Here is a 25,328-nt window from a genome sequence, read left to right as displayed (position 1 = left end):
TCCTTGGAGGACCCCGCCATGAGCACCATCTCCCGCCGTACCCTGTTCGCCTCTGGCGCCGGCCTGGCCGCCCTCACCCTCGCCGCCTGCGGCGGGGAGGAGCAGGCCCCGCTGACCGAGGAGAGTGGCACCACCACGATCCGCATCGCCGCCACTCCCATGCCCCACATGGAGATCCTGACCTTCGTCAAGGACAACCTCGCCGCCGACGCCGGGCTCGAGCTCGACCTGCAGGAGCAGACCGAGTACCCGATCCCGAACCGCCTGCTCAGCGAGGGCGAGGTGGATGCGAACTTCTTCCAGCACCTGCCCTACCTCGAGACCGAGATCGCGGAGAACGGCTACGAGCTGACCCCCTTCGAGGGCGTGCACATCGAGCCGCTGGGCATCTTCTCCGAGTCGCTCACCAGCCTCGATCAGATCGAGGAGGGCGCCGCCGTCGGCGTTCCGAACGATCCCACCAACCGCGGCCGCGCCCTCGCCCTGCTCGCCTCCGAGGGCCTGCTGGCGCTCATGGACGGGATCGAGCCCACCGAGGCGACGATCGACAACATCGCCGAGAACCCGAAGCAGCTCGAGTTCAAGGAGATCGACGCGGCGCTGCTGCCCCGCACCCTGGGCGACTACGCGATCGCCGTGATCAACGGCAACTACGCCCTCGAGGCGGACCTCAGCCCCGCCGAGGACGCCCTCGCCCTCGAGTCCGGTGAGGACAACCCCTACGCCAACATGCTCGTGGTCCGCACCGAGGACGTCGAGAACGCGGCGTTGAAGAAGCTCGACGAGCTGCTCCACTCCGAGGACGTGCGCGCCTTCCTCGAGGAGACCTACTCCGGCGCAGTGATCCCTGCCTTCTGAGCGGGCCCTCTGAACCGGCCTTCTGCGCCAGCCGTCTGAGCCGACGAGGGGACGGCCGCTAGCCTGAGGAGATGACCTCCCAGGATCAGCCCCGTCCCCTTCTCGGCCGCCGCGCCCTGATCACCGGTGCGAGCCGTGGGATCGGAGCGGACATCGCCCGCGCCTTCGCGGCCGCCGGTGCCGATCTGGTCCTGAGCGCCCGCGACGCGTCCTCGCTCGAGGAGCCGGCCGCGCGGCTCGCCGAGGAGCACGGCATCGTCACCGCGGTGCTCGCTGCGGACCTCGCGGACCCCGACGTCCCCGACCGGCTCTGGGGCGAGGCCTCGGCCCTGATGGAGGGCCTGGACGTGCTGGTCAACAACGCCGGCCTCTCCCACCCCGAGTCGGTCGCAGCACTGGATACTGCGCACTTCGACGAGACCCTGCGGGTGAACCTGCGGGCCCCCGCCCTGCTCGCCGCCCGCGCCGGGGCGGCGATGGCGGCCTCCGGCGGCGGGGCGATCCTCACGATCGCCTCCGCCGCCGCGCTGCGTCCCCTAGCCGAGCACTACGCCTACTCGACCGCCAAGGCCGGGCTGGTCATGGCGACCCGCACCCTCGCTCTCGAGCTCGGCGAGCACGGCGTGCGCGCGAACTCGATCTGCCCCACCGTGGTGCTCACCGATATGGGGCGGACGGTGTGGGGCGAGCAGCCGGCCAAGGCCGCGCCGATGCTCGCCCGCATCCCGCTCTCCCGCTTCGCGCAGCCCCGCGAGGTCTCCGACGTCGCCGTCTGGCTCGCCTCTGACGCCGCCTCGATGATCAACGGTGCCGAGATCCCCGTCGACGGCGGGTACCTGGTCAGCTGACGAGTTCGGTCGCTCCGAGCTGATCCAGCAGCCAGGCGAGCTCGTCCGCGCGCTGCTCCCACTTGCGGTAGCGGCCCGAGCGGCCGCCGTGCCCGGCGACCATCTCGCAGCGGAACAGGATCGGGCGCTCGGCCTGATCGCTGGTGACGGTCTCGCGCAGGCGCGCCACCCACTTCGCGGGCTCCACGAAGAACACCCGGGTGTCGTTCAGCGAGGTCGAGGCGAAGATCGCCGGGTACTCCACCGCGGCGATGTTCTCGTACGGGGTGTACTCGCGCATGTACTCGTACACCGCCGGATCATGCAGCGGGTCGCCCCACTCCTCCCACTCGCCAACGGTCAGCGGCAGCGAGGGATCCAGGATCGTGGTCAGCGCGTCCACGAAGGGCACACCCGCGATCACCGCACGGAACTGCTCCGGGGCGAGGTTCGCGATGCCGCCCATGAGCAGGCCGCCGGCGCTGCGACCCTCGGCGGAGAGCCGGCCCGCAGCCACCAGGCCCGAGTCGGTGAGGTGCTTCGCGGCGGCCACGAAGTCGCTGAAGGAGTTCTTCTTCTCCAGCAGCTTGCCGTGCTCGTACCAGTCGCGGCCCATCTCGCCGCCGCCGCGCACATGCGCGATCGCGATGACCACTCCGCGGTCCAGCAGGGAGAGCCGGGTGGGGACGAACGACGGGTCGATCGAGACCTCGTAGGAGCCGTAGCCGTACAGGTAGCCCGCAGCGGTGCCGTCGGCGGGGACATCCCGTCGTGCCACCACGCTGAGCGGGATCGCGGTGCCGTCCTCGGCGCGTGCCCACTCGCGACGCTCGACGTACAGGGAGGGGTCGTAGTGCGGCACCGGGGTGACGCGCAGGACGGTGCTCTCGCCGCTGGCGAGGTCCCGTTCGGCGACGGTGGTGGGGGTGAGCATGCTGGTGAGCTGATAGCGCACCGTGCTCTGGTCCCAGTTCGGATTCGCGTCCAGCTCAACGGTGTCCAGCTCCCCGCCGTGGGTGATGTCGGCGGCCTCGGCGACCAGCAGCGACCCGTCGGCCGCCCGAGGGATCAGCCGTACGCTCGCGAGCCCGCCGCTGCGCAGCTCGAGAGCGACGAAGCTCGCGAAGGCCTCGACCGCGAGCAGGCGCTCACCGTCGGCCGCGACCAGCAGCTCCTCCCAGGCATCCGGCGCCGCGAGCGGCGCCTGGGCGAGGGCGAAGCCGCGGTGGCCGTCGTTGTGCACGATCAGGAGCCGGTCGCCGGCGTGCTCGACCCCGTAGTCCACCCCCTCGCGGCGCCCGCCTGCGGGCACGGGGGCCGCGGTCGGGTCGGTGAGGTCCAGCAGCCAGGCCTCGGTGGTGGTGGTGGAACCGGCCTGGATCACCAGGGTCGAACCGTCGCGCGAGCGGTCGAAGCCGATCATGAACCGCTCATCGGGTTCCTCGATGACCAGCACGTCCTCACTCGCGTCGGAGCCGATCCGGTGCCGCCAGATCTGGTGCTGGCGCCAGGAGTCGTCCACCCGGGCATAGAACAGCCACTGCTGATCGGCGGAGAAGGCGAGCCCGTAGCCGGCGCCCGTGACCGCCTCGTCGATGATCTCCCCGGAGGTGAGGTCCTTGACCCGGAGCGTGAAGCGTTCATCGCCTGCGGTGTCGACCGCCGAGGCGTAGAGGGTGTGGTCGGGGGACGGGGCCAGCCCGCCGAGCGAATAGAACTCGGCATCCTTGGCCTCGGCCTGCGCATCCAGGAGAACCTGCTCGCCCTCGAGCATCGCCCCCGGTTCGACCTGGGGCAGGGTGCCGGTATCGGCGACCCGCGTGAACTTCGGGTAGTCGTCTCCCGCGGTGGTGCGGGTGATGTACCACCAGTGGTCGCGGCGCACCGGCACGCTGAGGTCGGTCTCCTGGGTATGGCCGATGAACTCCTCCACCAGCGTCGCACGCAGCCCCTCCAGATGGGCGGTGCGGGCATCGGCGTAGGCGTTCTCCGACTCGAGGTGGGCGATCACCTCGGGGTCGGTCTTCTCCCGCAGCCACTCATACGGATCCACCACGGTGTCGCCGTGAAAGGTCCGCTCGGTGGGGCGCTTGACGGGGGCGGGGGACGAAACGGGGGCGGTGGGGTGCTCCTTGGTCATTCCCCGAGGGTAGCCGCGCCCAGCTGGTCGAGGAGCCAGGCCACGCCTTCGACCCGGGGGTCGCCGGCGGAGCCCATGGTGGCGGTGGCGCGCAGCAGGATCGGTCGCAGGGCGGGATCGGAGGTGACCCGCTCGCGCAGCTGTGCGACCCAGATCGCGGCGCAGGCGGCCGGGACGTCCGTGCCCTCCAGCGCGGTCCAGGCGAAGACCGCCGGGTACTCGGTCTCGCGGATGTTCTCCGCGGGGCTGTATCCGCGCTGGGAGCGATAGGTCGCCTCATCGCCCGCCGGATCACCCCATTCCGCCCACTCCTCGAGCGTGAGCATCACGTCGGAGTCCAGCAGCGTCTCCAGCGGGTCCACCAGGGGTGTGCCGGCGACCACCGCCCGGAAGCGCTGCGGGGCACGGTTCGCCGCGGCGCCCACCAGCAGACCGCCGGCACCGGTGCCGACGGCGCCCAGCCTGCCCTCGGCCGCCCAACCGGTTGCGACGAGATGATCCGCGCAGGCCACGAAGTCGTCGAAGGAATTGGTCTTGCGCAGCCCCCGCCCCTGCCGGTGCCAGTTCGGGCCCAGCTCGCCGCCGCCGCGCACGTGCGCGACCGCGATGACGACGCCGCGGTCTGCGATGGCCAGCGACTCGAGCTGCAGGATCGGATCGACCGCGGTGCCGAAAGCTCCCTCGCCGTAGAGCAGGCAGGGGGCGGTGCCGTCGGCCGGGACGTCGCTCCGCGCGAACAGCGAGATCGGCACCCGGGTGCCGTCGGCCGAGGTCGCCCACAGCCGGCGCTCGACGTAGCGCGAGGCGTCGTAGCCGGGCAGATCGACGCGCAGCAGCTCGGTGCTGGCGCCGGTGTCCAGGTCGTGCTCGATGATCCTGGGCGGGGTGAGGAAGCTGTCCAGCCGGTAGCGCAGCGTCCGCTGATGCCAGTCCGGGGTGGGCTCCATGCGCACCGCATCCAGCTCGCCGCGGCGCCCCATCACATACATGCCGAGGATGTCGAGCGAGCCGTCCGGGCAGCGCGGAAGGATCCGCACCTCAGGGAGCCCGTCGCACCGCATCTGCAGGGCGACGGCGCCGGCGAAGGCCTCGACGGATTCGAAGTGCTCGCCGTCGCGAGCGGTCAGCAGCGCCGGACCGTCCGGCAGCTCCCCGGCGGCATCCAGAGGAGCCTGGCGGAGAACGCTGCGGCGGCTCCCGCGCTCCTCGGTGATCACCAGCAGTCTGTCCCCGGCGTGCTCGACCACGGGATGCGCATCTCGGACCCGACCGGTCACCGAGCGTGGCGCTGTGCGGGGAGAGCTGAGGTCGACGAGCCACACCTCGCTGCCGGTCGGGGAGGAGGAGCGGATCAGCGCCGCGGAGCCGTCCCGTGCGCGGGACAGCGAGAGCTGTGCCCAATGGTCCCGTTCTTCGACCAGCACCGCGTCCTCCGCGGCCGGGGTGCCCAGCTGGTGGCAGAGGACCTGATGGCGGCGGCCGAGATCGTCGAGCCGAGTGTGCAGCAGGCTGCGGGAATCAGCCGAGAACACGAGATCCGGCCCGGCGCCGACGATCGAGCGGTCGACCTCCTCGCCGCTCTCGGCGTCGATGACGATGACGCGGCATCCGCCCAGCGAGGCCTCGGCCCTAGCGACCAGCCGATGGTCGGGAGAGATCGCGATGCCGATCGTCCCCACGCAGTCCTCGATCAGGATCTTCTCGCCGTCGAGAAGCCTGCCAGGGACGATCTGCGGGGTTCCGGAGGGGCCGCGCAGTGAGTCATGGTCCCGGACTCGGGAGAAGGTCGCGCCGTCGGCGGGATCTGCACGGTCGATGTACCACCAGCCGTCCAGCAGCACCGGGGCGGAGAGCTCGAGGTGGGGAGTGGGCTGATCGGTCCGGGCGGCGAGTTCGATGCGCAGCGCCTCGAGGTGGGCGGTGTGCTGGTCGGTGTACGCGTTCTCCGCCGCGAAATGGTCGATGACCTCGGGGGCGCGGGAATCACGGAGCCAGCGATAGGGGACGGGCGTGGTGTCGTCGAACAAGGTGCGTTCGAGGGCATGCGGGGCGGGGCGGGGCGGAGCGAAGGCGGATCTGTCCAGGGGGATGCGGGCGGAGTCCGTCGGGGAGACGGTGTGCTGAGTCATGGTGCGGCTTTCCTCTCGGGGTGGCCGTGTCGTCGAACTGCGTCACCCCACGGTCACGTCGGCCTCATGGATCGTGGTGTATCAGATGGCAGGCACCCTGCTGCGGCTCAGGGATCACGGGAACCGACGGCTCCGTCGCCGTACGGCATCGTGCAGGGTCGACTGCGCAGGGAGATCGGGTGCATGATGGAGCCACCCTTCACCGTGACGGTGGCTCGACGATGAGCCATCGTGGCCGGGGAGGGGTCGTAGCGCTGCGACCGGTTGAACTGGAGCTGCCGAGTGGCGAGCACACGGTGAGCCGGAGAGCCGCGCCAAGACGAGACTGCAAGATGCATCGCGCTCTGACCTTCCGTTCCACTCATTGCTGGGACTCGGGTGTGAGGTTCGTCATGAACGGTACGCTCAGGGTTTTAGAGGTTTGTAAGAAATGGTGAACGGCTGTCCGGACGAGCAGATTCGTCGAGGCCGGACGGAAGGTCCGAGAACGTCGGCGCGCAGAGGATGGGCGAGGAGGTGGCGATGGGCGAGGGCGAACGCTTCGCCTCCGTGCTGCGCGAGTCGATCGAGCAGAGCGGCCTGTCCCTGACCGTGATCTCCCAACGGCTGCGCTCCCGGCACCGCCCGGTGAGCGTCGCAACCCTGAGCAACTGGCAGTCCGGACGCAGCCTCCCCGGCGGAGAGCAGTCGCTGGGCGTGGTCGCGGCGCTCGAGGAGCTGCTGGGCAAGGCGCCGGACGCGCTCGCGGACCTGGTAGGTGCACCGCGGCTGCGCGGACGATCCGTCCAGCCCGCCAGCTTCGTGGGCCGGGGCGGCCGCCGAGAGGTGTTCCATCGAGCGCTCGGCGAGCTGGGGTTCGAGGCACCGCAGCAGTACGCCCACGAACGGGTGTTCCACCAGCACGTCGTCATCGACTCGACACGCGAGGTGCAGAGGTTCGACTACCGACTGACCGTGCGTGCGCTCGAGTCGGGGACCTGCCGGCTTCCCGCAGTGCATCTGCTCGAGCCCTCCGAGCCGAACGTGGCCCCCGAGTTCATCCCTCTCGAAGGCTGCACGGTGGGCCGGCGGGTCGTGTGGCCCGAGCACCGTGCCTACGGCGTGGAGCTGAAGGTGGACGGGATGTTCGACGCCGGCCAGGTGGCGACGCTCGCGTATCGCGTGGAGATGAAGGCGAAGGCCACCGACCTGACCGCGGCGATGTACAGCGTGCCTCGCCGCGCGAACGATGTGCTCCTCGAGGTCGAGTTCCGGGGGGATCGCAGGCCGCTGGGGTTCGAGCGGTATCGACGTACTGAATCCGGGGAGACGGTGACGCAGGCGCGGCTGGACCGTCGTGACCGACTCCAGATCAGCGATGCCCGGTTCGGTCCGGGCACATTCGGGCTGCGCTGGGAGTGGGGGGACCTCGAGGAGGATGACGACGACGAGCTCATGCTGACGGGCACCTGACAGCCCGAGTGAGCCTGCCGTTCCCGCCGCCGGGCTGTCACCGGCTGACGGATGCACAGCGCGGGACCTCCGCTCCTCGTCAGGACGCAGGCGGCGGCGTACTGTGGAGTGACTGTCGGTGGGCCGCACAGGGAGGTGTGGGTCATGGTTCTGACCGGTTCGAACATCGTGGTGGGATACGACGACACCACCGCGGCGATGGCCGCCGTGCGCTGGGCCGCCGAGCTCGCGCAGAGCACCGGCTCGGGGGTGCATCTCGTCCATGCCTGGTCCTGGCCGCTGCTCGGGCAGGGGATGTCCGGCATCCCTGTGATCGATCCGGCCGGGCCCCGCAATCAGGCCAGGCGCCTGCTCGACGACGCTGCGGAGAAGGTCACCGCACAGTTCCCGGAGGTGCCGGTCACCGCCGAGCTGCTGGCGGGGATGCCGCGGGAGGTGCTCGCGGAGATCTCCGGCAGCACCGATCTGCTGGTCGTGGGCACCCGGGGCCTCGGCGTGGTGCTGGGTGCTCTGCTCGGCTCGGTGAGCCGCGGCATCCTCCATGACGCAGGCTGCCCGGTCGTGGTGATCCGCTCTGATCAGTACCGGGCGGGTCCTGTGCTCGCCGCCTATGACGGTTCCGAGGCGGCGGGCGAGGCCATCGATGTGGCTGCGGATCTCGCCGCGGCCTGGGGCTGCGTGCTCCGGGTGGTCCATGTCCAGATCGGGGGCCACGCTCCCTACGGCAGCGGGGCGGAGGCCTGGAGCGCAGGCAGCCGCTCGCGGGAGATGCTCGACGAGGGTGCGGCGCGAGCGGCCGCACGGCATAAGGGACTCGAGGTCCAGGCGCGGATGCTCGAAGACCGCACCGTGCCCGAAGGGCTCCTGGCTGCGGCGGACGGTGCCCGGATGCTGGTCCTCGGCCATCGCGGTCTCAGCCGCGGCCGTGTCGGCTCGACCGCGCAGGCGACCGTGCTGCATGCCACCGGCAATGTCACGGTGGTCCGGGGGACCTCGGACGAGTGATGTGACTCGCGTCCACGGGCGGCGGGTTTGAACGCACGGTGCCGTGGCAGTTAAGCTGTCCGACGGTAGCGTGTCCGAGCGGCCGAAGGTGCATCACTCGAAATGATGTGTGGTTCATAGCCACCGCGGGTTCAAATCCCGCCGCTACCGCTCTTGACCTGGAGATATGCCAGGTTCACGAAGGTCCCCGTCGGATTTCGACGGGGGCCTTCGTCATACCCGCGCCCCATCCTCGCGAGCATGCCCGCGAGGCGACTGCGTGATCAGCGGTCCCGGAACTCTTCGTCGAGATTGGTCTCCAGGAGGGATGCGAGCTTCTCGAGGGATTCCTCGGCGCCTTCGCCGTCGGCGCGGAGCGTGACCTCGTCGCCGTGGTCGACGTTCAGCGTGAGCAGCATGAGGATGCTGGAGGCCTTCACGGGGCCGCCGGCTGCCGTCTCGATCGTGACGGCGACAGGCTGCTCGCTGGCGGACTGGGAGAAGATCGCCGCGGGGCGGGCATGGAGGCCGCTGGTGCTCGCGACCTTCACGGTACGTGCTGGCATCGGGACGCCTTTCTCGACGTGGGACGACCCTCAGCGTAACGCCGCTCACCCGCCGACGGTGACTCGCCCATGGTTCGGCCGCTGTTCACCAGCTGTTCTGGTGACCAGAGAGAAACCTTACAGCCGACCAGAATCGGCCCGGTCCGGGCGTCCGCCACGATTATCGTGAAGGGGAACCGTCAGGGGTGTCGGGCTCAGAAGCATCGGGGGAGCGCCGAGGGGGCGGCGGGAAGCGCGCCCAGGAAGGGCGCCGGGCCGCGCGTCAGGCCGAGCGTCGAGGAAGGGCTCGGGCACCGGGGAGCGCAGGGGGATGCTCACCGGGCGCCGCCGACTATGCCGGGGGAGTCGTATCCCGACATCCCCGGCGGCATGGTCTGGTCGCTGGTGGGGCCCAGGGCCGCGCGGCCGAGGTCGGTCAGCTCGAACCACGCGATCATGTCGGCGTCTGGTGTACGCCCGCCGATCGCTGTCCAGGTGGTGGCGATGTGCTCGATGATGTCCTGGGTCGGCAGGTTCCAGGGGGTGAAGCGGCCCGCGGTCACGAAACCGGCCCGGATCTCCTCACGGGCGATCAGCCGGGCCAGCAGCAGCGGTCCGCGCCGCTCGAACTCGGCATCGTCCAGCGCCCCCGCATTCGCGAGGACGGTGACCACATGCCCGGGATGCAGCCACTGCTCGCGACCCATCGCCAGCAGGCGCTCCTCGATGCCGCTGCGGGTGGACGCGGCGTGCTCGGCGAGGGCGGCAGGGGTGGCGTGCAGCGGCGGCCCAGCCGGGCGGGAGGTGATCTCGCCCTTGTCCGCGATCTGGAGCAGAGCCCCGCGCGGGGCCTCGAGCCTCCAGCGGGGGACGGTGCTCAGCCGCAGCGGGCCCTGCGGGCTCTGCAGGGCCAGCCTCAGGAGGCCGTCGCCGAGCAGCTCGGCGCCGTGGATCGCGGCCCCCACCAGACGGGGGTCTCGCAGGCCGACGGCAGCCGGGGGATCATCAGTCAGCGCGGGGCCGTCCAGCTGCTGGATCCGGGACTGCAGCACCCAGCCTCTGGCCGTGATGGTCCAAGTGCCGCGGGAGGCCACACGGGTGTGGACGATCGTCTGTCCCCGCAGTCCCTCCAGCAGCGGGTGGCCCTGCGGCGGGTGGTGTCCGGTCAGGCCGGACAGGAAGGAGCGCATGCCCCCATCCTGCCGCAGTGGTCGACGTATCGGTGCAGGCCCTGGACATCTTCTCGGGGCTACTATGGGCAGATGCCCAGCATGAGCGACCGCGCCCCGGATCCCCGACCGGCACGCACCAAGGCCGCGATCTTCGCCGCCGCCCGAGACCTCACCGCCCTCGACGGGGAGGTGACGGTCAATGCCCTCGCGAAGCGAGCCGGTGTCAGCCGGGCCGCGTTCTACAGCCACTTCTCCGGGCTCGATGACCTGATGGGTGCGATGCTCCAGCAGATGTTCGATGCCGCCTGGAAGCGCGGGGTCGTCTTCTCCCAGGAGAAGCAGAGCCTGCAGGACGCGGTGCAGTTCGGCTTCGGGATGTTCGTGGCCTATGTCGAGCGGCATCATGCATTCCTGCGCGGTGCGCTGGACTGGAAGTTCTCTCACCGGACCTTCATGATCCTGGTCGACACGATGACGAAGCTGCACGGGGAAGCCCTGACCCGCCTCGGCGATCGGGTGCCTGTCCGCCTGCGGACGGAGTCGGCAGGCCGCTCCATCGCGGGCTCGGCGCTGGCCCTGGCCGCGCAGTGGCTGGTGGAGACCGAGCAGCGGGCCACCGAAGGCGAGTCGCTCGACGCCACCTCCCTGCTGGAGACGGTCCTGGCCTTCGCGCCCAGCTGGTACACGGGGATCGGTCCGGAGGATCCGATCGCGGCGGCCGAGCTGCTCGCGCTGTGCCGCACCGCAGACCCGGACGACGCCCTCGAGGACTGAGCGTCTGAGCGGCCGGCTCAGCAGTCGCTGACCAGGCGCAGCAGGACCCTTGCGCCGAAGCGCACCGCGTCCACCGGCACCCGCTCGTCTACTCCATGGAACAGTGGGGCGAAGTCGAGATCGGCCGGCAGCTGGAGCGGTGCGAAGCCGTAGCCGGTGATCCCCAGCGCACTCAGCGGCTTGTTGTCCGTCCCCGCGCTCAGGGCATAGGGGAGCACCCGGGATCCCGGGTCCTCGGCCTGGATGGCGGCGGTCATCGCGTCCACCAGCGGTCCTTCCCGTGGCGAGTCGACCGAGACGCCGATGTGGTCCATGACCACCTCGACATGCTCCCCGACCAGCTCGTCCAGCAGTTCCAGCAGCTGCTCCTGGTGGCCCGGCAGGAAGCGGCAGTCGATGCCGGCCTCCGCGGTCTGCGGGATGACATTGACCTTGTAGCCGCTGTCGAGCATGGTCAGGTTCGCCGAGTCGCGCAGGGTGCCGGAGACGAAGTGGCGCGCCCCGCCGGTCAACGGCAGGAACGACTCGATGTCCTCTTCGTCCCAGCCCACCCCGGTGATCTCGGTGATCCCGTCGAACAGGGCCCGCACGCTGGCGATGAACTCGATCGGGAACTCGTGCTCGTCGATCGCGGTGATCGCGCGGGCGAGGCGCACGATCGCGTTCTCGTCGTTCGGGACCGAGCCGTGGCCGGCCCGGCCGTGGGCGCGCAGGCGCCCCCAGGCGATCCCCTTCTCGGCGGTCTGGACCAGGTAGGCGCGCACGTCCTGGCCGGTCTCCTTCTCGGGAAGGGTGATCGAGTATCCGCCCACCTCGCTGATCGCCTCGGTCATGCCCTCGAACAGCTCGGGGTGGTTCTCGACCAGCCACTGCGCGCCCCACACGCTGCCGTTCTCCTCGTCGGCGAAGAAGGCGAACATCAGGTCCCGGGGAGGGACCTGTCCGGTGCGGGCGAGATGGCGGGCGATCGCGAGCAGCATCGCGACCATGTCCTTCATGTCCACGGCGCCGCGGCCGTAGATCATGCCGTCGATCAGCTCGGCGGCGAAGGGATCCACCGACCAGTCCTCCGCCTTCGCGGGCACCACGTCGAGGTGGCCGTGGAGGATGAGCCCGCCGCGCGAGCGATCCTCGCCCGGGATCGTCACCATCACGCTGGGGCGGCCGGGCGCAGATTCGATGACCGTCGGCTCGAGCCCCACCTCGCGCAGCGCCGCGACGACGTGCTCCGCAGCTTCGGTCTCGCCCTTGCCCCAGGTGGCGGGGTCGTTCCCGCCGAAGTTGGTGGTGTCGATGCGGATCAGCTCGCGGGTGAAGCGGACCGCCTCGTCCTGCAGCGTGATGAGCTCGTCGGCGGTGGGGGCGGCGATCGGCATGCCGGGGTCCTCCTCGGGTCGGGTGTCCTCACCGTACTCGGCGGCACCCGGGCCGCGCGGAAGGGATCAGTCCTCGAGGCGGGCGGCCGGGAAGCCGGTGTCCGGCCGTTCCGTCTCAGGTCTCGGCCTCCGGCTCTGGCGTCCGTACGATGGGGACCTCACGCCTACTCCTCCAGGAGGTGCGCCCATGGTGCAGATCTTCACGTTCCGCGAACGGCTCGCCGCGCTGCCGGGCACGGTGCGCAGGCGCGCCGAAGCCTCGGGCGCCCGTGCTTCCCTGATCGCCGACGCGAGGGCGGTCGCGCCGGAGATCTCCCGTGATGCGGATGCCGGTCATCTGGAGCGGGCCGCACGGCGCCTGCTGCGCCGCGCTGCGAAGGATGAGTTCGCGCGGGAGGGCATCTCCCGGCTGCGTCTGCCCGACGGGACCAGCCGGGTGGAGCTGCGCCAGGCCGATGTGCCCGGGGATGCCGCCTTCCACGCTTTTGTGGAGGACGTGCTGAGCGCCGTGGACATCGCTCCCAGCCCGCTGGAGCGCGATGACGCGGTGGAGCTCCGCGAGGCGCGCGGTTCCTCCGATGCCTACGGCCTCTCGCCCGAGGTCGCCTCTGATCTCGCGTCGTTCCTGCTGGGCAGGGCCTTCGCGCTGCAGGATGGGGCGATCGCGCTCGACGACTATCTGGACGAGCAGGCCTCCCAGATCCGCGAGGACATGCGCACCGCCCTGGTGCGGCAGGTGCGGGTGCCGCTCGAGCTGAAGGTGGCGCGGGACCGGCATGCCCGGGTCGAGAGCGGCGAGGACGACGGGGACTTCGCCTCGCCGGCCGGCGGCCCCGGGGATGAGCACGCCACTGCCGAGGAGCGCGCCGATTTCAGCCGTCGGGCGCGATCGGCCTTCGAGTTCGCGCAGTCCGAGGCGGGACGCGCGGCTTTCGGGGTGCTGCGCTCGGGCGCGGAGCGCGCCGCGGGCAGGGCGTACGAACGGTACGGCCACCGCGGCACGACGGGCGGGGAGCAGAAGCCGCCGGGGGGCACGCCCCGCACCCCGCCGCTCTGATTCACTGCACAGAGCCTCGTCAGGTCAGAGGCCGGCCTTCACCGTGAGCTGGCGCTTGATCCGGGCGAGCATCCCGGCCATGCCGTTCAGCCGGAGCGGGCTGACCACCTCGGCCAGGCCCAGCGCGCCGGTGACCGTCTCCGGGGTGTCGAGCACCTCGCCGACGCTGCGGCCGTCCAGCGCCTCCGCGAGGATCGCTGCGAAGCCGCGGGTGGTCGGCGCTTCCGGCGGGGCGGAGAAGAACAGGCGCGCGGTCGCCTCGCGGCCCGTGCCCTCCACCTCGGTGATCAGGAAGATCGGTGACTGGCACTCCGGGACCGGCTCGAGCAGCTCGGGATGCTCGGCGTAGCGCTCCGGCAGGGCGGGCAGGCCGTGGGAGAACTCCAGCAGCAGCTGCAGCCGATCCCGCCCGGTCAGGGCGTGGAAGTCGTCGGCGATCTCCGCGAACGACTCGGGGAGACCTGCGCCGGACGCAGTGTCGGAGGTGGACGTGCCGTCGGTCATCGCGCGGGGACCTCGCCCGGCTCGGTGCCCTGCGCGATCGGCAGGCGCACGCCGTTGCCCCACTCGGTCCAGGAGCCGTCGTAGTTGCGCACGTTCTCGAAGCCCAGCAGGTAGGTGAGCACGAACCAGCTGTGCGCCGAGCGCTCTCCGATGCGGCAGTACACGATCGTGGGAGTTGAGGTCTCGAAACCGAGCTCTCCCTGGTAGATCGCCTCGAGCTCGGCGCGCGGCTTGAAGCGGCCATCCTCGGCGGCGGCGCGGGCCCACGGCACGGAGCGCGCGGTGGGGATGTGCCCGCCGCGCACGGTGCCCTCCTGCGGGTAGTCCGGCATGTGGGTGCGCTCGCCGGAGTACTCCTGGGGGGAGCGCACATCGATCAGCGGCCCGCCGAGGAAGTCCAGGACGTCCTCGCGGTAGGCGCGGATCGGGGCGTCCTCGCGCTCGATGACGGGGTAGCCGCTGGTGGGGGCGGGCTTGCCGTCCTCCGAGGTGGTCAGCTCTCGACCCTCGGCCTGCCAGGCCGCACGGCCGCCGTCGAGCAGGCGCACGTCCGCATGGCCGAACAGCTCGAAGACCCACAGGGCGTAGGCGGCCCACCAGTTGGACTTGTCGCCGTAGACCACCACGGTGGTGTCGCGGGTGATGCCGGAGGCGTCCATGAGCTTCGCGAAGCCCTCGCCGCCCACGTAGTCGCGGGTGACCGGGTCGTTGAGATCCAGGTGCCAGTCGATCTTCACCGCGCCAGGGATATGGCCGGTCTCGTAGAGCAGCACATCCTCATCGGACTCGACGACCACGAGCCCATCAGGGCGCCCGGCGGCGAGCTGGTCGGCGAGCCACTGCGTGGTCACCAGCTTCTCGGGGTGGGTGTACTCCTGCAGGGCAGGCGTGGGATCAACAGGAACGGTCATCAGTTCACCTTTCGACGGTCGATGGCGCGCGACATGTACCCCCAGTCTGTCACCGGAGCGCGGCCAATGGCGCACCGAGCCCTTCGCCCTCGGCGGACAGCCCTCGCCTCGCCCCCTTCGCTCGCGGCGGAGAGTCCATGCCGCATCTCCCTGCGCTCGGAGCGGGCAGCCCGCACCCCTTCCCATGCGCCCGTCCGGCTCCTACGGTGGGCGCATGGAGAACCCGGATCAGGAACCCGTCATCCCCCTGCTCGATGTCACCGTTCTGGACTGCCCCGACGCGCTGCAGCTCGCGACCTTCTACGCGAAGCTCATGGGCTGGCGCGTGGAGGAGGGCAGCGACTCCGACTGGGCCGAGCTGTTGCCGCCGACCGGCCGGATCTCGGCCGACGAGCCAGGCGGGCAGGCCACCCTCGCCTTCCAGCGCATCGACGACTACCAGCGCCCGACCTGGCCGGGTGGGGAGCATCCCCAGCAGTTCCACCTGGACTTCGCGGTCTCGGACATCGACGCCGCAGAACCGCGCGCACTGGCGCTCGGCGCTGTCGTCCACGATCATCAGCCCTCCGGATCGGGCGGCTTCCGGGTCTACCTCGACCCGGCGGGCCACCCGTTCTGCCTGTGCCGCTCCGTGTGAGTAGTTGCCTCCGGTGAGTGGCCGCCTCCGGTGAGCGACCGCCCCCGGTGGGCGACCACTCCCGCGTGGGCCGGAGCCCTGACTCCGGGCCGTTCCACCTCCGGACGGGTGGAGCGGCACGGGCGACGATGAACGGATCCGAGGGACCTGTTCCCGTCGCGTTCACCGCGGCGTCCCCGGGACGTGACCGAGTGCTCCTAGCGTGGGAGCGCTTCCACCCGCGCCGCCCCTGAGGAGTCCCCGTGAGCGATACCGTCCAGACCTCCCGTCCCGAGAGCCCCGCCCGCACCGCCCCCGAGGGACGCCGCCGGCTGGTCGTGCTCTCGGTCGACGCCATGAGCGACGTCGACGTGCCGTTCGCCCGCACTCTGCCCAACTTCGCCCGCATCCTCGCCGGGGGCTGGGGCAGCGCCGAGGCGATCTACCCCACGGTGACCTACCCCAACCACACCTCGCAGACCACCGCCCGCACCGCCGACGGGCACGGCATCTACGCCAACGAGAAGGTCTCCCCGGGTGTCCGCGTGCCCGACTGGTTCTGGGACGCGCGCGACATCGCCAGCCCCACGATCTTCGACCTCGCGAAGGAGCAGGGTCTCACCACTGCGAGCGTGGGCTGGCCGGTCACCGGCTGGTCGCCCTCGATCGACATCGCGGTGCCGGAGATCTGGGACCGGGCCGGGCTCGAGCAGACCCTCGCCGTGCTGAGGGACGCCTCCACGCCCCGTGGGCGTGAGTACGTGGACCGCCACGCGGGCGAGATCAGCTGGGAGCGCAAGCAGGTCTTCGGCCGCTTCAACACCGCCGTCGCCACCGACATCCTCCGCACCGACCGCCCCGACGTGCTGTTCGTGCACCTGGTCGACGTGGACTCCGCACGCCACTCCACCGGCCGCTTCACCCCCGAGGTCAAGGAGGCATTCGAGCGCGTCGACGGCTGGATCGGCGAGATCCTCGACGCCCTCGAGGACGCAGGCATCGCGGAGGAGACCAACGTCGCGATCGTCTCCGATCACGGGCACGTCGAGGTGGGCCGCTGCTTCCGCGGCAACAACCTGCTGGTCGAGCGCGGCTTCGTGCGACTCGACGAGTCCGGGGACGTCAGCAGCTGGGACGCCTGGGTGCACGGCTGCGGGCTCACCGGCCAGCTGTATCTGAACCCTGAGGCCGACGAGACCACGCTCGAGAAGGTGCTCGCCCTGGTCGAGGACTGGGTCGAGGATCCCGAGATCCCCGTCGCGGCCTTCCACCCGCTGGCGGACATGACCGAGGACTACGGCTACGCGGGCCCCTTCCTCGGCGTGCTCGAGGGCACCAGCGGCACGAATTTCCAGAACCTGTGGGAGGGCCGCTCGCTGTACGGCCGCTTCGACGAGGACTACACCTTCCTCATCTCCCAGCACGGTCACCTGCCCGAGCAGGACATCCAGGCAGTCTTCGCGATGGCCGGCCCCGACATCGCCGAGGGCGTGCGCTTCCACCGCTGCACCGTCCCCGACGAGGCGGCGACCTTCGCCCATCTGCTGGGCCTGGAGTTCCCCGAGGCCGACGGCGCCGTGCTCGGCGAGATCCTGCGGGCCCGAGTCTGAGGGCTCAGCTCGCGCAGGCGCCGCGAGTCTGAGGATTCAGCTGGCGTAGGCCTGGAAGGACTCGCGGATCCGGTCCGGGCCGGCATCGTCGGCGAGGAGGACCTGCAGGAGGAGACGGGCCTGCGCCGGGGGCAGGAACCCTGTCATCAGCGCACCTGCCTCCAGCAGGTCCACCTCGCTGCCCGGGTAGGCGTAGTGGTGGGTGGAGGTGCCGCCCGCGGCGATGCGGGTCGCGACAGCCACGGGCGTGCCCGCCTCGAGCAGGCGGCGCAGGCGCGGCATCGCGGCGGGGGAGACGTGCCCCATCCCGACCCCGGCGATCACGAGCCCTTCCGTGGCGTGCGGCGGGAGGTGATCCAGCAGGGTGAAGTCTTCGTCCAGGCCCGCGGTCAGGATCGGGACCTCGGGGAACCGGTCCGGGGGCACGCTGTTCTCCCGGATGACCCGAGCGGCGCGGTCGAAGGGCCGGTGCAGCAGATGGAGGTCGCCCTCGTCGACCATCGCGAACGGCCCTGACGGGGCGGAGGCGAAGGCGGAGACGGAGCGGGAGGACGCCTTGGTGACCTGGTCCGCGAGGTGCACGTGGCCGTCGAACACCACCAGCACCCCCTGATCCCGGGCCGAGGGGGCTGTCGCTGCGCGCACCGCGTCGCGCAGATTCGCCGGGCCGTCAGCCCCCGGAACGCTCGCCGGCCGCATCGCGCCCGTGACCACGAGCGGTGCCGGGCGGTCCCAGTACCGGTTCAGCACGAAGGCCGTCTCCTCGAGGGTGTCGGTGCCGTGGGTGAGCACCACCCCGGCGGCGCCCTCGTCCACCGCGCGCCGGGCATGCTCGAGCACCTCGCGCAGATGCCGCGGGCGCACATCGGAGGAGGAGATGTTCGCGATCGCCAGAGCGGTCAGGTCGATACCGTCCACGAGCGTCCCGCGCAGGCGCTGACCGGCGGCCTCGTCCGGGACGGCATGCCCGCCGTCGGCCCCCTGGGTCATGAAGATGGTGCCGCCGAGGGTCAGCAGGGTGACGGCAGCTGTTTCCTGCGCCGTCGGCGCTGCCGGTGCTGCGTAACCGTCCTGCGCTGCCGCCACCGGTGCTGACGACCCGTCCGGTGCTGCCTGCGAGGGGTCCGACGTGCTGGTCACGACAGTTCCGGCTCCTCGCCCAGGTAGAAGGCAGCGGTGCGCACCGACGCCTTGCGGGCAGGCTTCTTGTCCGCCCCCGTGGCGGCGTGCGCCTCGAACCAGGCCTCCGCGGTCGAGCGGGTGAACGTCTCGCCCTCCTCAGAGCCGGCAAAGTCCCCGAGCTGGGGGATCAGGTCCACCGACGGGTCCTGCAGATGGAGCGCGAGCGCATAGAGCGCCGCATCCCAGCCGAGCCCGGTGGCTGCGGGGCCGAAGGTCTTCCAGTGGGCGTCATCCGGGACGGTGTGGCGCAGGGTGAAGCGGGATCCGGCGGGGGCTGCCTGGACTCCCTCCTCATCGGCACCTGCTGCTGGTGCTGCCTCTGCTGCGCCTGATGCGTCGACCGGGGCGACCAGCAGCTCCAGCTGACTGGTGCTCTTGCCGACGTCCCAGCTCAGCAGCAGGCGAGAGGGCTCTTCGACGGCGAGCACGGCGCCGCGGGTCTCCATATCGGGCAGCTCGTAGCGGCCGCCCTCGGTCACCTCGCCGCTCGCCCGGCCGAACCACACCTCGAGGTGCGAGCCGATGGTGAGGGCGGACCACAGCTCCTCGGGGTGCACCGGGAAGGTCTGTTCGAGCGTGACGGTGTTGCCGTCCGTGGAGAGGGTGACGGTGCGGGTGACGTCGGTCAGCTGGCTGGTGGGCGTGGCGGTCATGGGGCTCCTTCGAAGGCGATGTACAGGGCCCACTGTGTCAGGTCAGGTGGGGCCGGGTGGGTGTCAGGCCGGATCGGTGCGGCGCAGCCGCACGATGACCTCGGCGTGCTCGGTGTGCGGGAACATGTCCACGAAGCGGCCGGCGGTGATGCGCAGCGAGGGCATGGCGGCGAGGTCGGTGGCGAGGGTCGTCGGGTTGCAGCTGGAGTAGAGGACGTCGCGCACGCCGGAGTCCTCGAGCCACGTGGCCAGGCGCGGCCCCAGCCCGCGACGGGGCGGGTTGACGATCACGATCTCGGGCGGGCCCTCGGCGCCGGTGGCCGTCTCAATCGCCCAGCTGGTGGCATCCGCCGCGAGGAAGTCCGCTGCAATGCCCTGAGCGGCGGCGGCCTCGCGGGCCCCGTCGATGGCCTGCGCGGAGACCTCCACCCCGGTGACACGGGCGGCGGGGGCGGCCAGCGCCGCGTGCAGCGCGAATCCCCCGAGCCCGCAGTAGAGGTCCCAGAGCCGCGGAGATCCTTCGTGCGCGGCGGCGATCTCCGCGACCCACTCCGCAGCCTGGCGGTACAGCTTCCCGGCGACCTCGGTGTGGGTCTGGAGGAAGGACTGCGGGCGGGCGAACAGGGTGACGTCCCCGGTGCGCACAGCGATCGATGCGGCGCCGGCCAGCGGGATCTCCTGCTCGCCCTCGACCGCGGTGGTGTGGTCCGGATGGACGTTCGCCGAGACCGCGATCACGGAGGGGTGGGCTTCGAGCAGCCGGGGCAGATGCTCGCGGATCCGCTCGAGCGCCTGCTCGCTGCGCAGCACCAGCCGCAGCACATGCTCGCCGTCGGGCGAGGCGGTCACCAGCACGTTCTTGATCTCGCCGCGGCGACGGGCGACGTCATACGGAGGCACCTGTGCCCGCCGGATCAGCGCCTTGGCCCCCTCGAGCACCTCCTCGACCCCGTCCGGATAGAGCGGGCAGTCGCTGAGATCGACCCCCAGGGCCTGACCGGGCAGGGTGAGCCGAGGCTCCTGGGCGGTGCCGGCCACGGCCATCTTCCCGCGTGCCCGGAATCCGGAGTCGGCGCCGAGCAGCGGAGCGCCCCAGGTGGTGCCGGGGGACAGGAAGCGTGCGAGCAGCTGCTCGACGCGGTCACGGCCCTCGGCGATCTGGCGGGGGCGGGGGAGGTCCAGGAGGGTGCAGGACCTGCACTCACCGGACTCGAAATGATGGCACCGCACCCCAGGAGTCTACGAGGCATGGGGCAGCGGCAGGCGCCGGTGGGGGCTTCGACTGTCGGACCCCTCCGCTACCGTCGCAGGTGGGTCATGAGACGCGGCTGCACTTCTTCGACAGAGGCCGCGCGGCAACCGGAACCGAACTCGGTGCCCGTCGAGGAAGACCCGGCCGGAGAGCAGCCGCTCGTCCGGTCAGGCGGCCCGTGAGGGCCCACGTCGGAAGGCAGAAGACATGACTCGGGACAATGACCGATTGGACCTCGACCCCCTCGCCGAGACCTGGCGCGACCAGCTGATCGAGCTGGATTTGCCGGGCGTCGGCCCGATCACCGCGAGCGCGGACCCGCAGCTGCTGCTCGACGTGGAGCCCTCCGCGGACGGGAACGAGTTCACAGGCGGGAACGAGCAGGACCTCGAGAGAGGCGCCGATGAGGAGGAGGGGCTCGTCTATCGTCGGCGCCGCCCCACCACCCCGCCCGCACCGCAGATCGTGCGGTCCACGCTGCGGGATCGTCGACCGCTCGAGCTCGCCCACTCCTGGCTGGTGGTGCCGGCGCTGGGGCCGGTGCTGCCCACCCTCAGCCCGGAGGGCACGATCGTCGCTGATCTCAGCGGCGGCCAGGCACCGTTCGAGGTGCGCACGCAGCCGCCCGAGCAGCTCGCCCGACCCAGCCGGGAAGGAGCCCGGGCCGGTGCTCCCGTCGAGGGCAGGGCCCGTGCGGTCCGTCCGCCCGGGCTGAGCTGGTACCGCCGGCCCGCCGTGGCCGCCGCGCTGCGCCGCCGTGGCGGGCCGGTGGCCCTCGGAGCGCTGGTCGGGACCCAGCGAGACTGGTTCGAACCGGCCGCCGCCGCCCGCGAGGACCTGTTCGCCTCCCACCCGGATCAGGCGCTCGAGAGCGCCCTGCTGATCGCTGTCGAGCAGGGGCAGGGGGCGGTGCTGCGGATCGGGCCGGGCGGACTGGACGTGATTCCCACCGGTGCCGACCCTCGGGTCCCGGAGCTCGAGGGCCTGGACCTGCTGGTCACGGCCCGGCCTGCGCAGTGCCCGCTGCAGGGGCAGGACGGAGCAGGGCCCTGCCGGCCCCATGGCGGGCCCTGGATCCGGGCCGCGCATGCGGCACAGGTGGATTGGGAGGCACGGCGCTCCCAGGCGCTCTCCGTGCAGGGATGCGGGGTGTGCTTCGGAGAGGCTCTGCCGCCGGAGCCCGATCAGCCGCCGGTCCCGCGGCTCTCCCACCGCATGCCGGTGGCTCAGATCAGCCGCCTCCACCTGCGCGGCGGTGAGGTGGTGCGCATCGATCCGATCGTGCCTCCTCGCTGAGGCGGGCTCGCGGTGATCTGCTCAGCAGGACGCCTGCCCTGCGCTGCTCAGCAGCGCTTCACCTCTCAGCAGCGCTGGGCAGGTTGAACGAGCGCTGGGCAGGCTGATCGTTCAGGCGAACCACTCGGTGGGCGGGCCCAGGGAGAGCAGCACCGAGAACACGATCGCGACGCCGACGACGGCGATCAGCACTGCCGGGACCGGGTGGCGCAGCGCGAGGGAGACCAGGCGCTCCGGTGCCGTGCGGCCCCGCTCCTCGCGCAGCCGCCAGGTGTCGCTGAGCAGGCCGCGTCGCATCGCCGAGCGCTCGAAGGGCACCGTGAGGTAGGGGACGATCGCCGATCCGATGCCCAGCAGCAGATCCTTCAGCCGCCACTTCTGGTCGATCGCGACCAGCACCGTCACCACCCCGTAGGAGAGGAAGGTGAAGCCGTGCAGCCCGCCGCCGATGCGCACCAGCAGCTCGGTGGACTCCAGCACGTACTTCACGAACATGCCGGCCAGCAGCAGGGTCCAGGTGATCATCTCGGCGAAGGCGAGCACCCGGTAGAGGCGGGAGGGAGTCGAGAACAGGCGCATGGGGTCGATGGTGCCAGCTGGTGCTCGGGATCCGCTGGATGCGAGGCCCGACGAAAGGCGGACCCGCTGGTGGACGATCTGGGGTGTCAGGGCCGCGTGCCGAGCGTCACAGTAGGGGGATGGCGACGCACACCATCCCCGGAGAACTCTTCCTGCTGCTGACCAACGACGCGGGCCGCCAGGACTCGACCTCCTACCGGAAGCAGGCGCTCGCCGCCGCCGCGGTGGCGGAGCTGGCGCTGCGCGAGAAGCTCGCGCTCAGCGAGGAACGAGCGCCGAAGGTCCAGGTGCGCGACACCGCGCCGACGGGCCTCCCGGTGCTGGATCAGGCACTCGGCGCGCTCACCGAGCTCGACGGGAAGAAGGTCACCCACGTGATCTCCCACCGCACCATGGACCTCACCGAGGTGATCGGAGAGGGCTTCGCCGCCGTGGGTGCGGTACAGCGCAAGGACGGCTGGTTCACCACCAGCTGGCCGACCCACGACGACACCCTCGAGACGGCCCTGCGCGCCCGCCTCGCCGCCGCCGTCACCGATCCCGGGACGGCGAGCCTGCAGGACGGCATCCTGCTCGAGCTGCTGCGCGCCCTCGGCATCGCCCACCGCATTCTCAAGACTGACCTGCCGGACCTCTCCCGCCGCGAGCTCGACCAGCGGATCACGGCGCTGGACATCAACCACCCGGCGGCAAAGGCCGTCAAGAAGATCATGGAAGACATGACCGCCGTGTTGATGGTGACCACCACTGCGAGCATCGCGACCTGATCTCGTTCAGCGCCCCGCAGCGCGCTTCGTCCGTGCGGTCGCGGGCGCTGTCCACGGATCCTCCGGCCAGGGGTGGCGGGGATAGCGGCCGCGCATCTCCTTGCGCACCTCGCGGTAGGGCCCGTCCCAGAAGGAGCGCAGGTCGTCGGTGATCGCGAGCGGCCGACGGGCCGGGGAGAGCAGGTGGAACAGCACCGGCACCCGCCCCCGCACCAGGCGCGGCGTCTCGGCCAGGCCGAACAGCTCCTGCAGTTTGACCGCCACCACCGGGCGGCCGTCCTCGGCATCCGGCGCGGGATAGTCGATGCGAGCCGTGTTCCCCGACGGCACCGCGAGTCGCTCCGGGACCAGCTCGGCGAGCTCGGACGCCTCCGGCCAGGGCAGCAGCAGCCGCAGCCCGCCGGTGACATCGATGCCGGAGAGCTTCGTGGTGCGGGCCGAGAGCTGCGGGGCGAGCCAGGTCTCCAGCCTCTCCAGCAGGGAGGCCTCGTCCATCGCGGGCCAGGGCTCGCCGAGCTCGCGATGCACGAGCCCGAGCCGGGCACGCAGCGCCGTGGCCGGCTCGTTCATCGCCAGCCCCGCGAGGCCCCGGGCTCGCACCTCGGTGAGCACCGCGGGCAGCGTGTCTGCGGCGGTCGCGGTCACCGGGGTCGAGGTCAGCTCGATCGCCCCGAGCAGGCGTCGCTGCCGGGCCCGCACGGTCCCGCCCTCGAGGCGGGCGGTGCGCTCGGAGACCAGCAGCTCGGACCCGGCGAGGAAGGCGTCCTCCTCGCTCAGCGGTGCGGCGGCACGGATCACCGCTCCGGTGCCGTCGGCCGCGCGGCCCTCCGCCCGCTGTACCTCCCAGACGGCGAGCCAGTCCCGGCCCAGCAGGCCGCTGCCCTCGGGCAGCGCGGCCCGGGTGCCGGAGGCCAGGAGGTAGGAGCGGGACCCCTCGGCGGTGCGATGGGCGATCCGTTCGGGGCGGGCGAGGGCGAGGACGGCGCCGGCCTGGTGCGCCGCATCGGTGGCTGTGAGGAGCGGAGCGGCTCCGCGGCGCGGCTCGGCTCGGTGCGGCTCGCCGGAAGTGCGGGCGATGCGGGTGAGGCGGTCGCGTTCGCGGCGCCAGCGCTCGACGCCGGGCGCGCGACCGGAACGCAGGTCTGCGAGCAGCCGGGGCAGGTCCGCTCCCGTCGGCCGATGGTCGTCGGAGACGGCCGCGACCACCTCCGCAGCGGTGCGGGCCGCGTCCCTGCCCGGCAGGCGCTGCGCCCCGTCGACCAGCGCACGCGCCTCCCGCACCCCGACGGGCAGGCGGGCCACGCGGGTCCCGGAGGGGGTGGGCCTGCCCTCGTCATCGACCAGACCGAGGGCGTGCAGGGTTGCCTCCGCGGCGGCGATCTCCCCGGCGGGTGGCGGGGTCAGCAGCGGCAGGCCCTCCCCACGGGGTGTTCCCCAGCAGGCCAGCGACAGCGCCGCATCGGTGAGATCTGCCGAGGCGATCTCCGGCGGGGACTGCGCCGGCATCCCGGCCAGGTCGGACTGCGCGAAGACCCGCACCGCCGCGCCCGGGCCCTGCCGGGCGGCACGGCCCGCGCGCTGCTCGGCCGCGGCGCGCGAGGCGCTGACGGTGACCAGGCCCGACATATCCCGGCCACGGTCCCGCCGTACCTCCCGGGAGAGCCCCGCATCGACCACCAGATGCACCCCCGGCACGGTCAGCGAGCTCTCCGCGAGCGCGGTCGAGACCACGATGCGTGGCAGCTCACCGGGACGCCGACCACCGGTGGCACGGTCCTGCTGGCTGGCGGGGAGCCGGCCGTGCAGGGCGAGCACCTCCACCTCGCCTCCCACCAGGCCCTGCAGGCGGGCGACCACCTCGTCGACCTCCCGGGCACCGGGCACGAAGACCAGTGCATCGGTGCCGTGCTCCCGCTGTGCGCGGGCCGTGGTGCGGGCGAGATGGTCCAGGTACTCCCGTGTGATGCCACGGGCGTCGAGCCGCGGGGCAGGGGAGGGGGCATAGGAGACCGCGAGCGGATGCAGAGCGCTGGGGACCTCGACGATCGCCGCACCGTCCAGCACCCCCGCCACCGCCGCGGCGTCGAGCGTCGCGGACATCGCTCCGACCAGCAGGTCCTCGCGCAGATAGCGGGCCTCGGCGAGCATCCCCAGCAGCAGGTCGGTGTCCAGGGAGCGCTCATGGACCTCATCGAGCAGCACCGCGGCGACCCCGGGCAGCTCCGGCTCCGCGAGCAGACGCCTCAGCAGCACCCCCGGGGTCAGCATCTCCAGTCGCGTGCCGGCGCCCACCTCCCGCTGCCCGCGCACCGTGAAGCCCACCGGCCCGCCGAGCGTGGAGCCGTCGAGCTGGGCGATACGGCGCGCGGCTGCCCGGACTGCGACCCGGCGCGGCTGGGTGACCAGGGTCAGTCCCTCGGAGAGGTTCGCGACCAGCGGCGGCACCAGCGTGGTCTTGCCGGTGCCGGGCGGCGCGGTGACGACCATCGCGCCGCTGCGGGCCGCCGCCTCGAGCTCGCTCCGTGCGGCGGCGACCGGCAGCCCTGTGCCGATGGCGTCGAGGTCGAAGCGGTGCGGTGCGGGCGGGACGGTCGGCGGGACGGGCATCCTCCCATCATGCCGCGCCGGCGGGTGGGGGTGCTCC

General features: G+C 71.7%; 22 protein-coding genes, 1 tRNA gene and 1 riboswitch. Of the genes, 11 read left to right on the top strand and 12 right to left on the bottom strand.

Going from position 1 to position 25,328, the window contains the following annotated elements; all coding sequences use genetic code 11:
* The first annotated feature begins 18 nt into the window (after nt 1-18).
* Both ACT3T9_RS07690 and ACT3T9_RS07685 read left to right on the top strand, forming a co-directional pair.
* The gene (locus ACT3T9_RS07690) at nt 19-858 is read left to right on the top strand and encodes a MetQ/NlpA family ABC transporter substrate-binding protein (protein ID WP_441443985.1); all 840 of its coding nucleotides are present in this window, start codon (nt 19-21) and stop codon (nt 856-858) included.
* A 71-nt stretch (nt 859-929) separates the two neighbouring features.
* A complete protein-coding gene (locus tag ACT3T9_RS07685; protein WP_441443986.1) occupies nt 930-1,706 on the top strand; it encodes an SDR family NAD(P)-dependent oxidoreductase in 777 nt (258 codons plus the stop codon).
* Here the strand turns inward: ACT3T9_RS07685 and ACT3T9_RS07680 are convergent.
* A complete protein-coding gene (locus ACT3T9_RS07680) occupies nt 1,699-3,825 on the bottom strand; it encodes a S9 family peptidase (protein WP_444606239.1) in 2,127 nt (708 codons plus the stop codon). The genes ACT3T9_RS07685 and ACT3T9_RS07680 overlap by 8 nt on opposite strands.
* Complete coding sequence (locus ACT3T9_RS07675) at nt 3,822-5,954, bottom strand: prolyl oligopeptidase family serine peptidase (RefSeq protein WP_444606238.1); 2,133 nt, start codon at nt 5,952-5,954, stop codon at nt 3,822-3,824. The genes ACT3T9_RS07680 and ACT3T9_RS07675 overlap by 4 nt, the downstream gene beginning before the upstream one ends.
* A gap of 522 nt (nt 5,955-6,476) precedes the next feature.
* Between ACT3T9_RS07675 and ACT3T9_RS07670 the strand changes: the two genes are divergently transcribed.
* From ACT3T9_RS07670 to ACT3T9_RS07660, 3 genes are all read left to right on the top strand, one after another.
* Nucleotides 6,477-7,406, top strand: a complete 930-nt coding sequence (locus ACT3T9_RS07670; protein ID WP_444606237.1) for a helix-turn-helix domain-containing protein — start codon at nt 6,477-6,479, stop codon at nt 7,404-7,406.
* Between the two features lie 144 nt (nt 7,407-7,550).
* Nucleotides 7,551-8,411 (top strand): universal stress protein, encoded by an 861-nt coding sequence (locus ACT3T9_RS07665; RefSeq protein WP_441443990.1) that lies wholly within the window; start codon nt 7,551-7,553, stop codon nt 8,409-8,411.
* 64 nt (nt 8,412-8,475) lie between these two features.
* A tRNA-Ser gene (locus ACT3T9_RS07660) sits at nt 8,476-8,561 on the top strand.
* A gap of 113 nt (nt 8,562-8,674) precedes the next feature.
* Here the strand turns inward: ACT3T9_RS07660 and ACT3T9_RS07655 are convergent.
* Both ACT3T9_RS07655 and ACT3T9_RS07650 read right to left on the bottom strand, forming a co-directional pair.
* Nucleotides 8,675-8,956: an HPr family phosphocarrier protein gene (locus ACT3T9_RS07655; RefSeq protein ID WP_441443991.1), complete on the bottom strand. Its 282-nt coding sequence runs from the start codon at nt 8,954-8,956 to the stop codon at nt 8,675-8,677.
* Nucleotides 8,957-9,270: 314 nt separating this feature from the next.
* Nucleotides 9,271-10,125, bottom strand: a complete 855-nt coding sequence (locus ACT3T9_RS07650) for a hypothetical protein (protein ID WP_444606236.1) — start codon at nt 10,123-10,125, stop codon at nt 9,271-9,273.
* A gap of 72 nt (nt 10,126-10,197) precedes the next feature.
* Between ACT3T9_RS07650 and ACT3T9_RS07645 the strand changes: the two genes are divergently transcribed.
* Entirely contained in the window at nt 10,198-10,881 is a 684-nt protein-coding gene (locus tag ACT3T9_RS07645; protein ID WP_441443993.1) for a TetR/AcrR family transcriptional regulator, read from the top strand.
* 17 nt (nt 10,882-10,898) lie between these two features.
* On the opposite strand, the gene ACT3T9_RS07640 is transcribed toward ACT3T9_RS07645, so the two are convergent.
* A complete protein-coding gene (locus tag ACT3T9_RS07640; protein ID WP_441443994.1) occupies nt 10,899-12,257 on the bottom strand; it encodes a M20/M25/M40 family metallo-hydrolase in 1,359 nt (452 codons plus the stop codon).
* Nucleotides 12,258-12,444: 187 nt separating this feature from the next.
* On the opposite strand from ACT3T9_RS07640, the gene ACT3T9_RS07635 reads away from it, so the two are divergent.
* Entirely contained in the window at nt 12,445-13,314 is an 870-nt protein-coding gene (locus ACT3T9_RS07635; RefSeq protein WP_441443995.1) for a hypothetical protein, read from the top strand.
* Nucleotides 13,315-13,338: 24 nt separating this feature from the next.
* Here the strand turns inward: ACT3T9_RS07635 and ACT3T9_RS07630 are convergent, their stop codons facing one another.
* Both ACT3T9_RS07630 and ACT3T9_RS07625 read right to left on the bottom strand, forming a co-directional pair.
* A complete protein-coding gene (locus ACT3T9_RS07630) occupies nt 13,339-13,818 on the bottom strand; it encodes a SufE family protein (protein WP_441443996.1) in 480 nt (159 codons plus the stop codon).
* Complete coding sequence (locus ACT3T9_RS07625) at nt 13,815-14,729, bottom strand: sulfurtransferase (RefSeq protein WP_441443997.1); 915 nt, start codon at nt 14,727-14,729, stop codon at nt 13,815-13,817. The genes ACT3T9_RS07630 and ACT3T9_RS07625 overlap by 4 nt, the downstream gene beginning before the upstream one ends.
* Before the next feature lie 214 nt (nt 14,730-14,943).
* On the opposite strand from ACT3T9_RS07625, the gene ACT3T9_RS07620 reads away from it, so the two are divergent.
* Together ACT3T9_RS07620 and ACT3T9_RS07615 are read left to right on the top strand one after the other, a co-directional pair.
* Nucleotides 14,944-15,366 carry a VOC family protein gene (locus tag ACT3T9_RS07620; protein WP_441443998.1) on the top strand — a complete coding sequence of 141 codons (423 nt, stop codon included), beginning with the start codon at nt 14,944-14,946 and terminating at the stop codon, nt 15,364-15,366.
* A gap of 242 nt (nt 15,367-15,608) precedes the next feature.
* A complete protein-coding gene (locus tag ACT3T9_RS07615) occupies nt 15,609-16,955 on the top strand; it encodes an alkaline phosphatase family protein (RefSeq protein ID WP_444606235.1) in 1,347 nt (448 codons plus the stop codon).
* Nucleotides 16,956-16,991: 36 nt separating this feature from the next.
* Here the strand turns inward: ACT3T9_RS07615 and ACT3T9_RS07610 are convergent, their stop codons facing one another.
* The 3 genes from ACT3T9_RS07610 to rlmC all read right to left on the bottom strand — a co-directional run bounded on the left by ACT3T9_RS07610 (nt 16,992) and on the right by rlmC (nt 20,020).
* Nucleotides 16,992-18,095, bottom strand: a complete 1,104-nt coding sequence (locus ACT3T9_RS07610; RefSeq protein WP_441444000.1) for an asparaginase — start codon at nt 18,093-18,095, stop codon at nt 16,992-16,994.
* Nucleotides 18,092-18,790: an SRPBCC domain-containing protein gene (locus tag ACT3T9_RS07605; RefSeq protein ID WP_441444001.1), complete on the bottom strand. Its 699-nt coding sequence runs from the start codon at nt 18,788-18,790 to the stop codon at nt 18,092-18,094. Before ACT3T9_RS07605 ends, ACT3T9_RS07610 begins: the two co-directional genes overlap by 4 nt.
* A gap of 63 nt (nt 18,791-18,853) precedes the next feature.
* Nucleotides 18,854-20,020 carry a 23S rRNA (uracil(747)-C(5))-methyltransferase RlmC gene (gene rlmC, locus ACT3T9_RS07600; protein ID WP_441444002.1) on the bottom strand — a complete coding sequence of 389 codons (1,167 nt, stop codon included), beginning with the start codon at nt 20,018-20,020 and terminating at the stop codon, nt 18,854-18,856.
* A gap of 83 nt (nt 20,021-20,103) precedes the next feature.
* A riboswitch (SAM riboswitch) is annotated at nt 20,104-20,220 on the top strand.
* Between the two features lie 29 nt (nt 20,221-20,249).
* Between rlmC and ACT3T9_RS07595 the strand changes: the two genes are divergently transcribed.
* Nucleotides 20,250-21,338: a hypothetical protein gene (locus ACT3T9_RS07595; RefSeq protein ID WP_441444003.1), complete on the top strand. Its 1,089-nt coding sequence runs from the start codon at nt 20,250-20,252 to the stop codon at nt 21,336-21,338.
* 111 nt (nt 21,339-21,449) lie between these two features.
* Here the strand turns inward: ACT3T9_RS07595 and ACT3T9_RS07590 are convergent, their stop codons facing one another.
* Nucleotides 21,450-21,917 (bottom strand): DUF3817 domain-containing protein, encoded by a 468-nt coding sequence (locus tag ACT3T9_RS07590; protein WP_441444004.1) that lies wholly within the window; start codon nt 21,915-21,917, stop codon nt 21,450-21,452.
* A gap of 119 nt (nt 21,918-22,036) precedes the next feature.
* On the opposite strand from ACT3T9_RS07590, the gene ACT3T9_RS07585 reads away from it, so the two are divergent.
* Nucleotides 22,037-22,684, top strand: a complete 648-nt coding sequence (locus ACT3T9_RS07585; protein ID WP_441444005.1) for a GOLPH3/VPS74 family protein — start codon at nt 22,037-22,039, stop codon at nt 22,682-22,684.
* A gap of 6 nt (nt 22,685-22,690) precedes the next feature.
* On the opposite strand, the gene hrpB is transcribed toward ACT3T9_RS07585, so the two are convergent.
* A complete protein-coding gene (gene hrpB, locus ACT3T9_RS07580) occupies nt 22,691-25,291 on the bottom strand; it encodes an ATP-dependent helicase HrpB (RefSeq protein WP_441444006.1) in 2,601 nt (866 codons plus the stop codon).
* Between the last annotated feature and the right edge of the window lie 37 nt (nt 25,292-25,328).

The organism is Brachybacterium sp. AOP29-B2-41 (genome assembly GCF_052378395.1).
GTDB lineage: Bacteria > Actinomycetota > Actinomycetes > Actinomycetales > Dermabacteraceae > Brachybacterium.
This window is presented reverse-complemented; position numbering and strand designations above follow the sequence as displayed.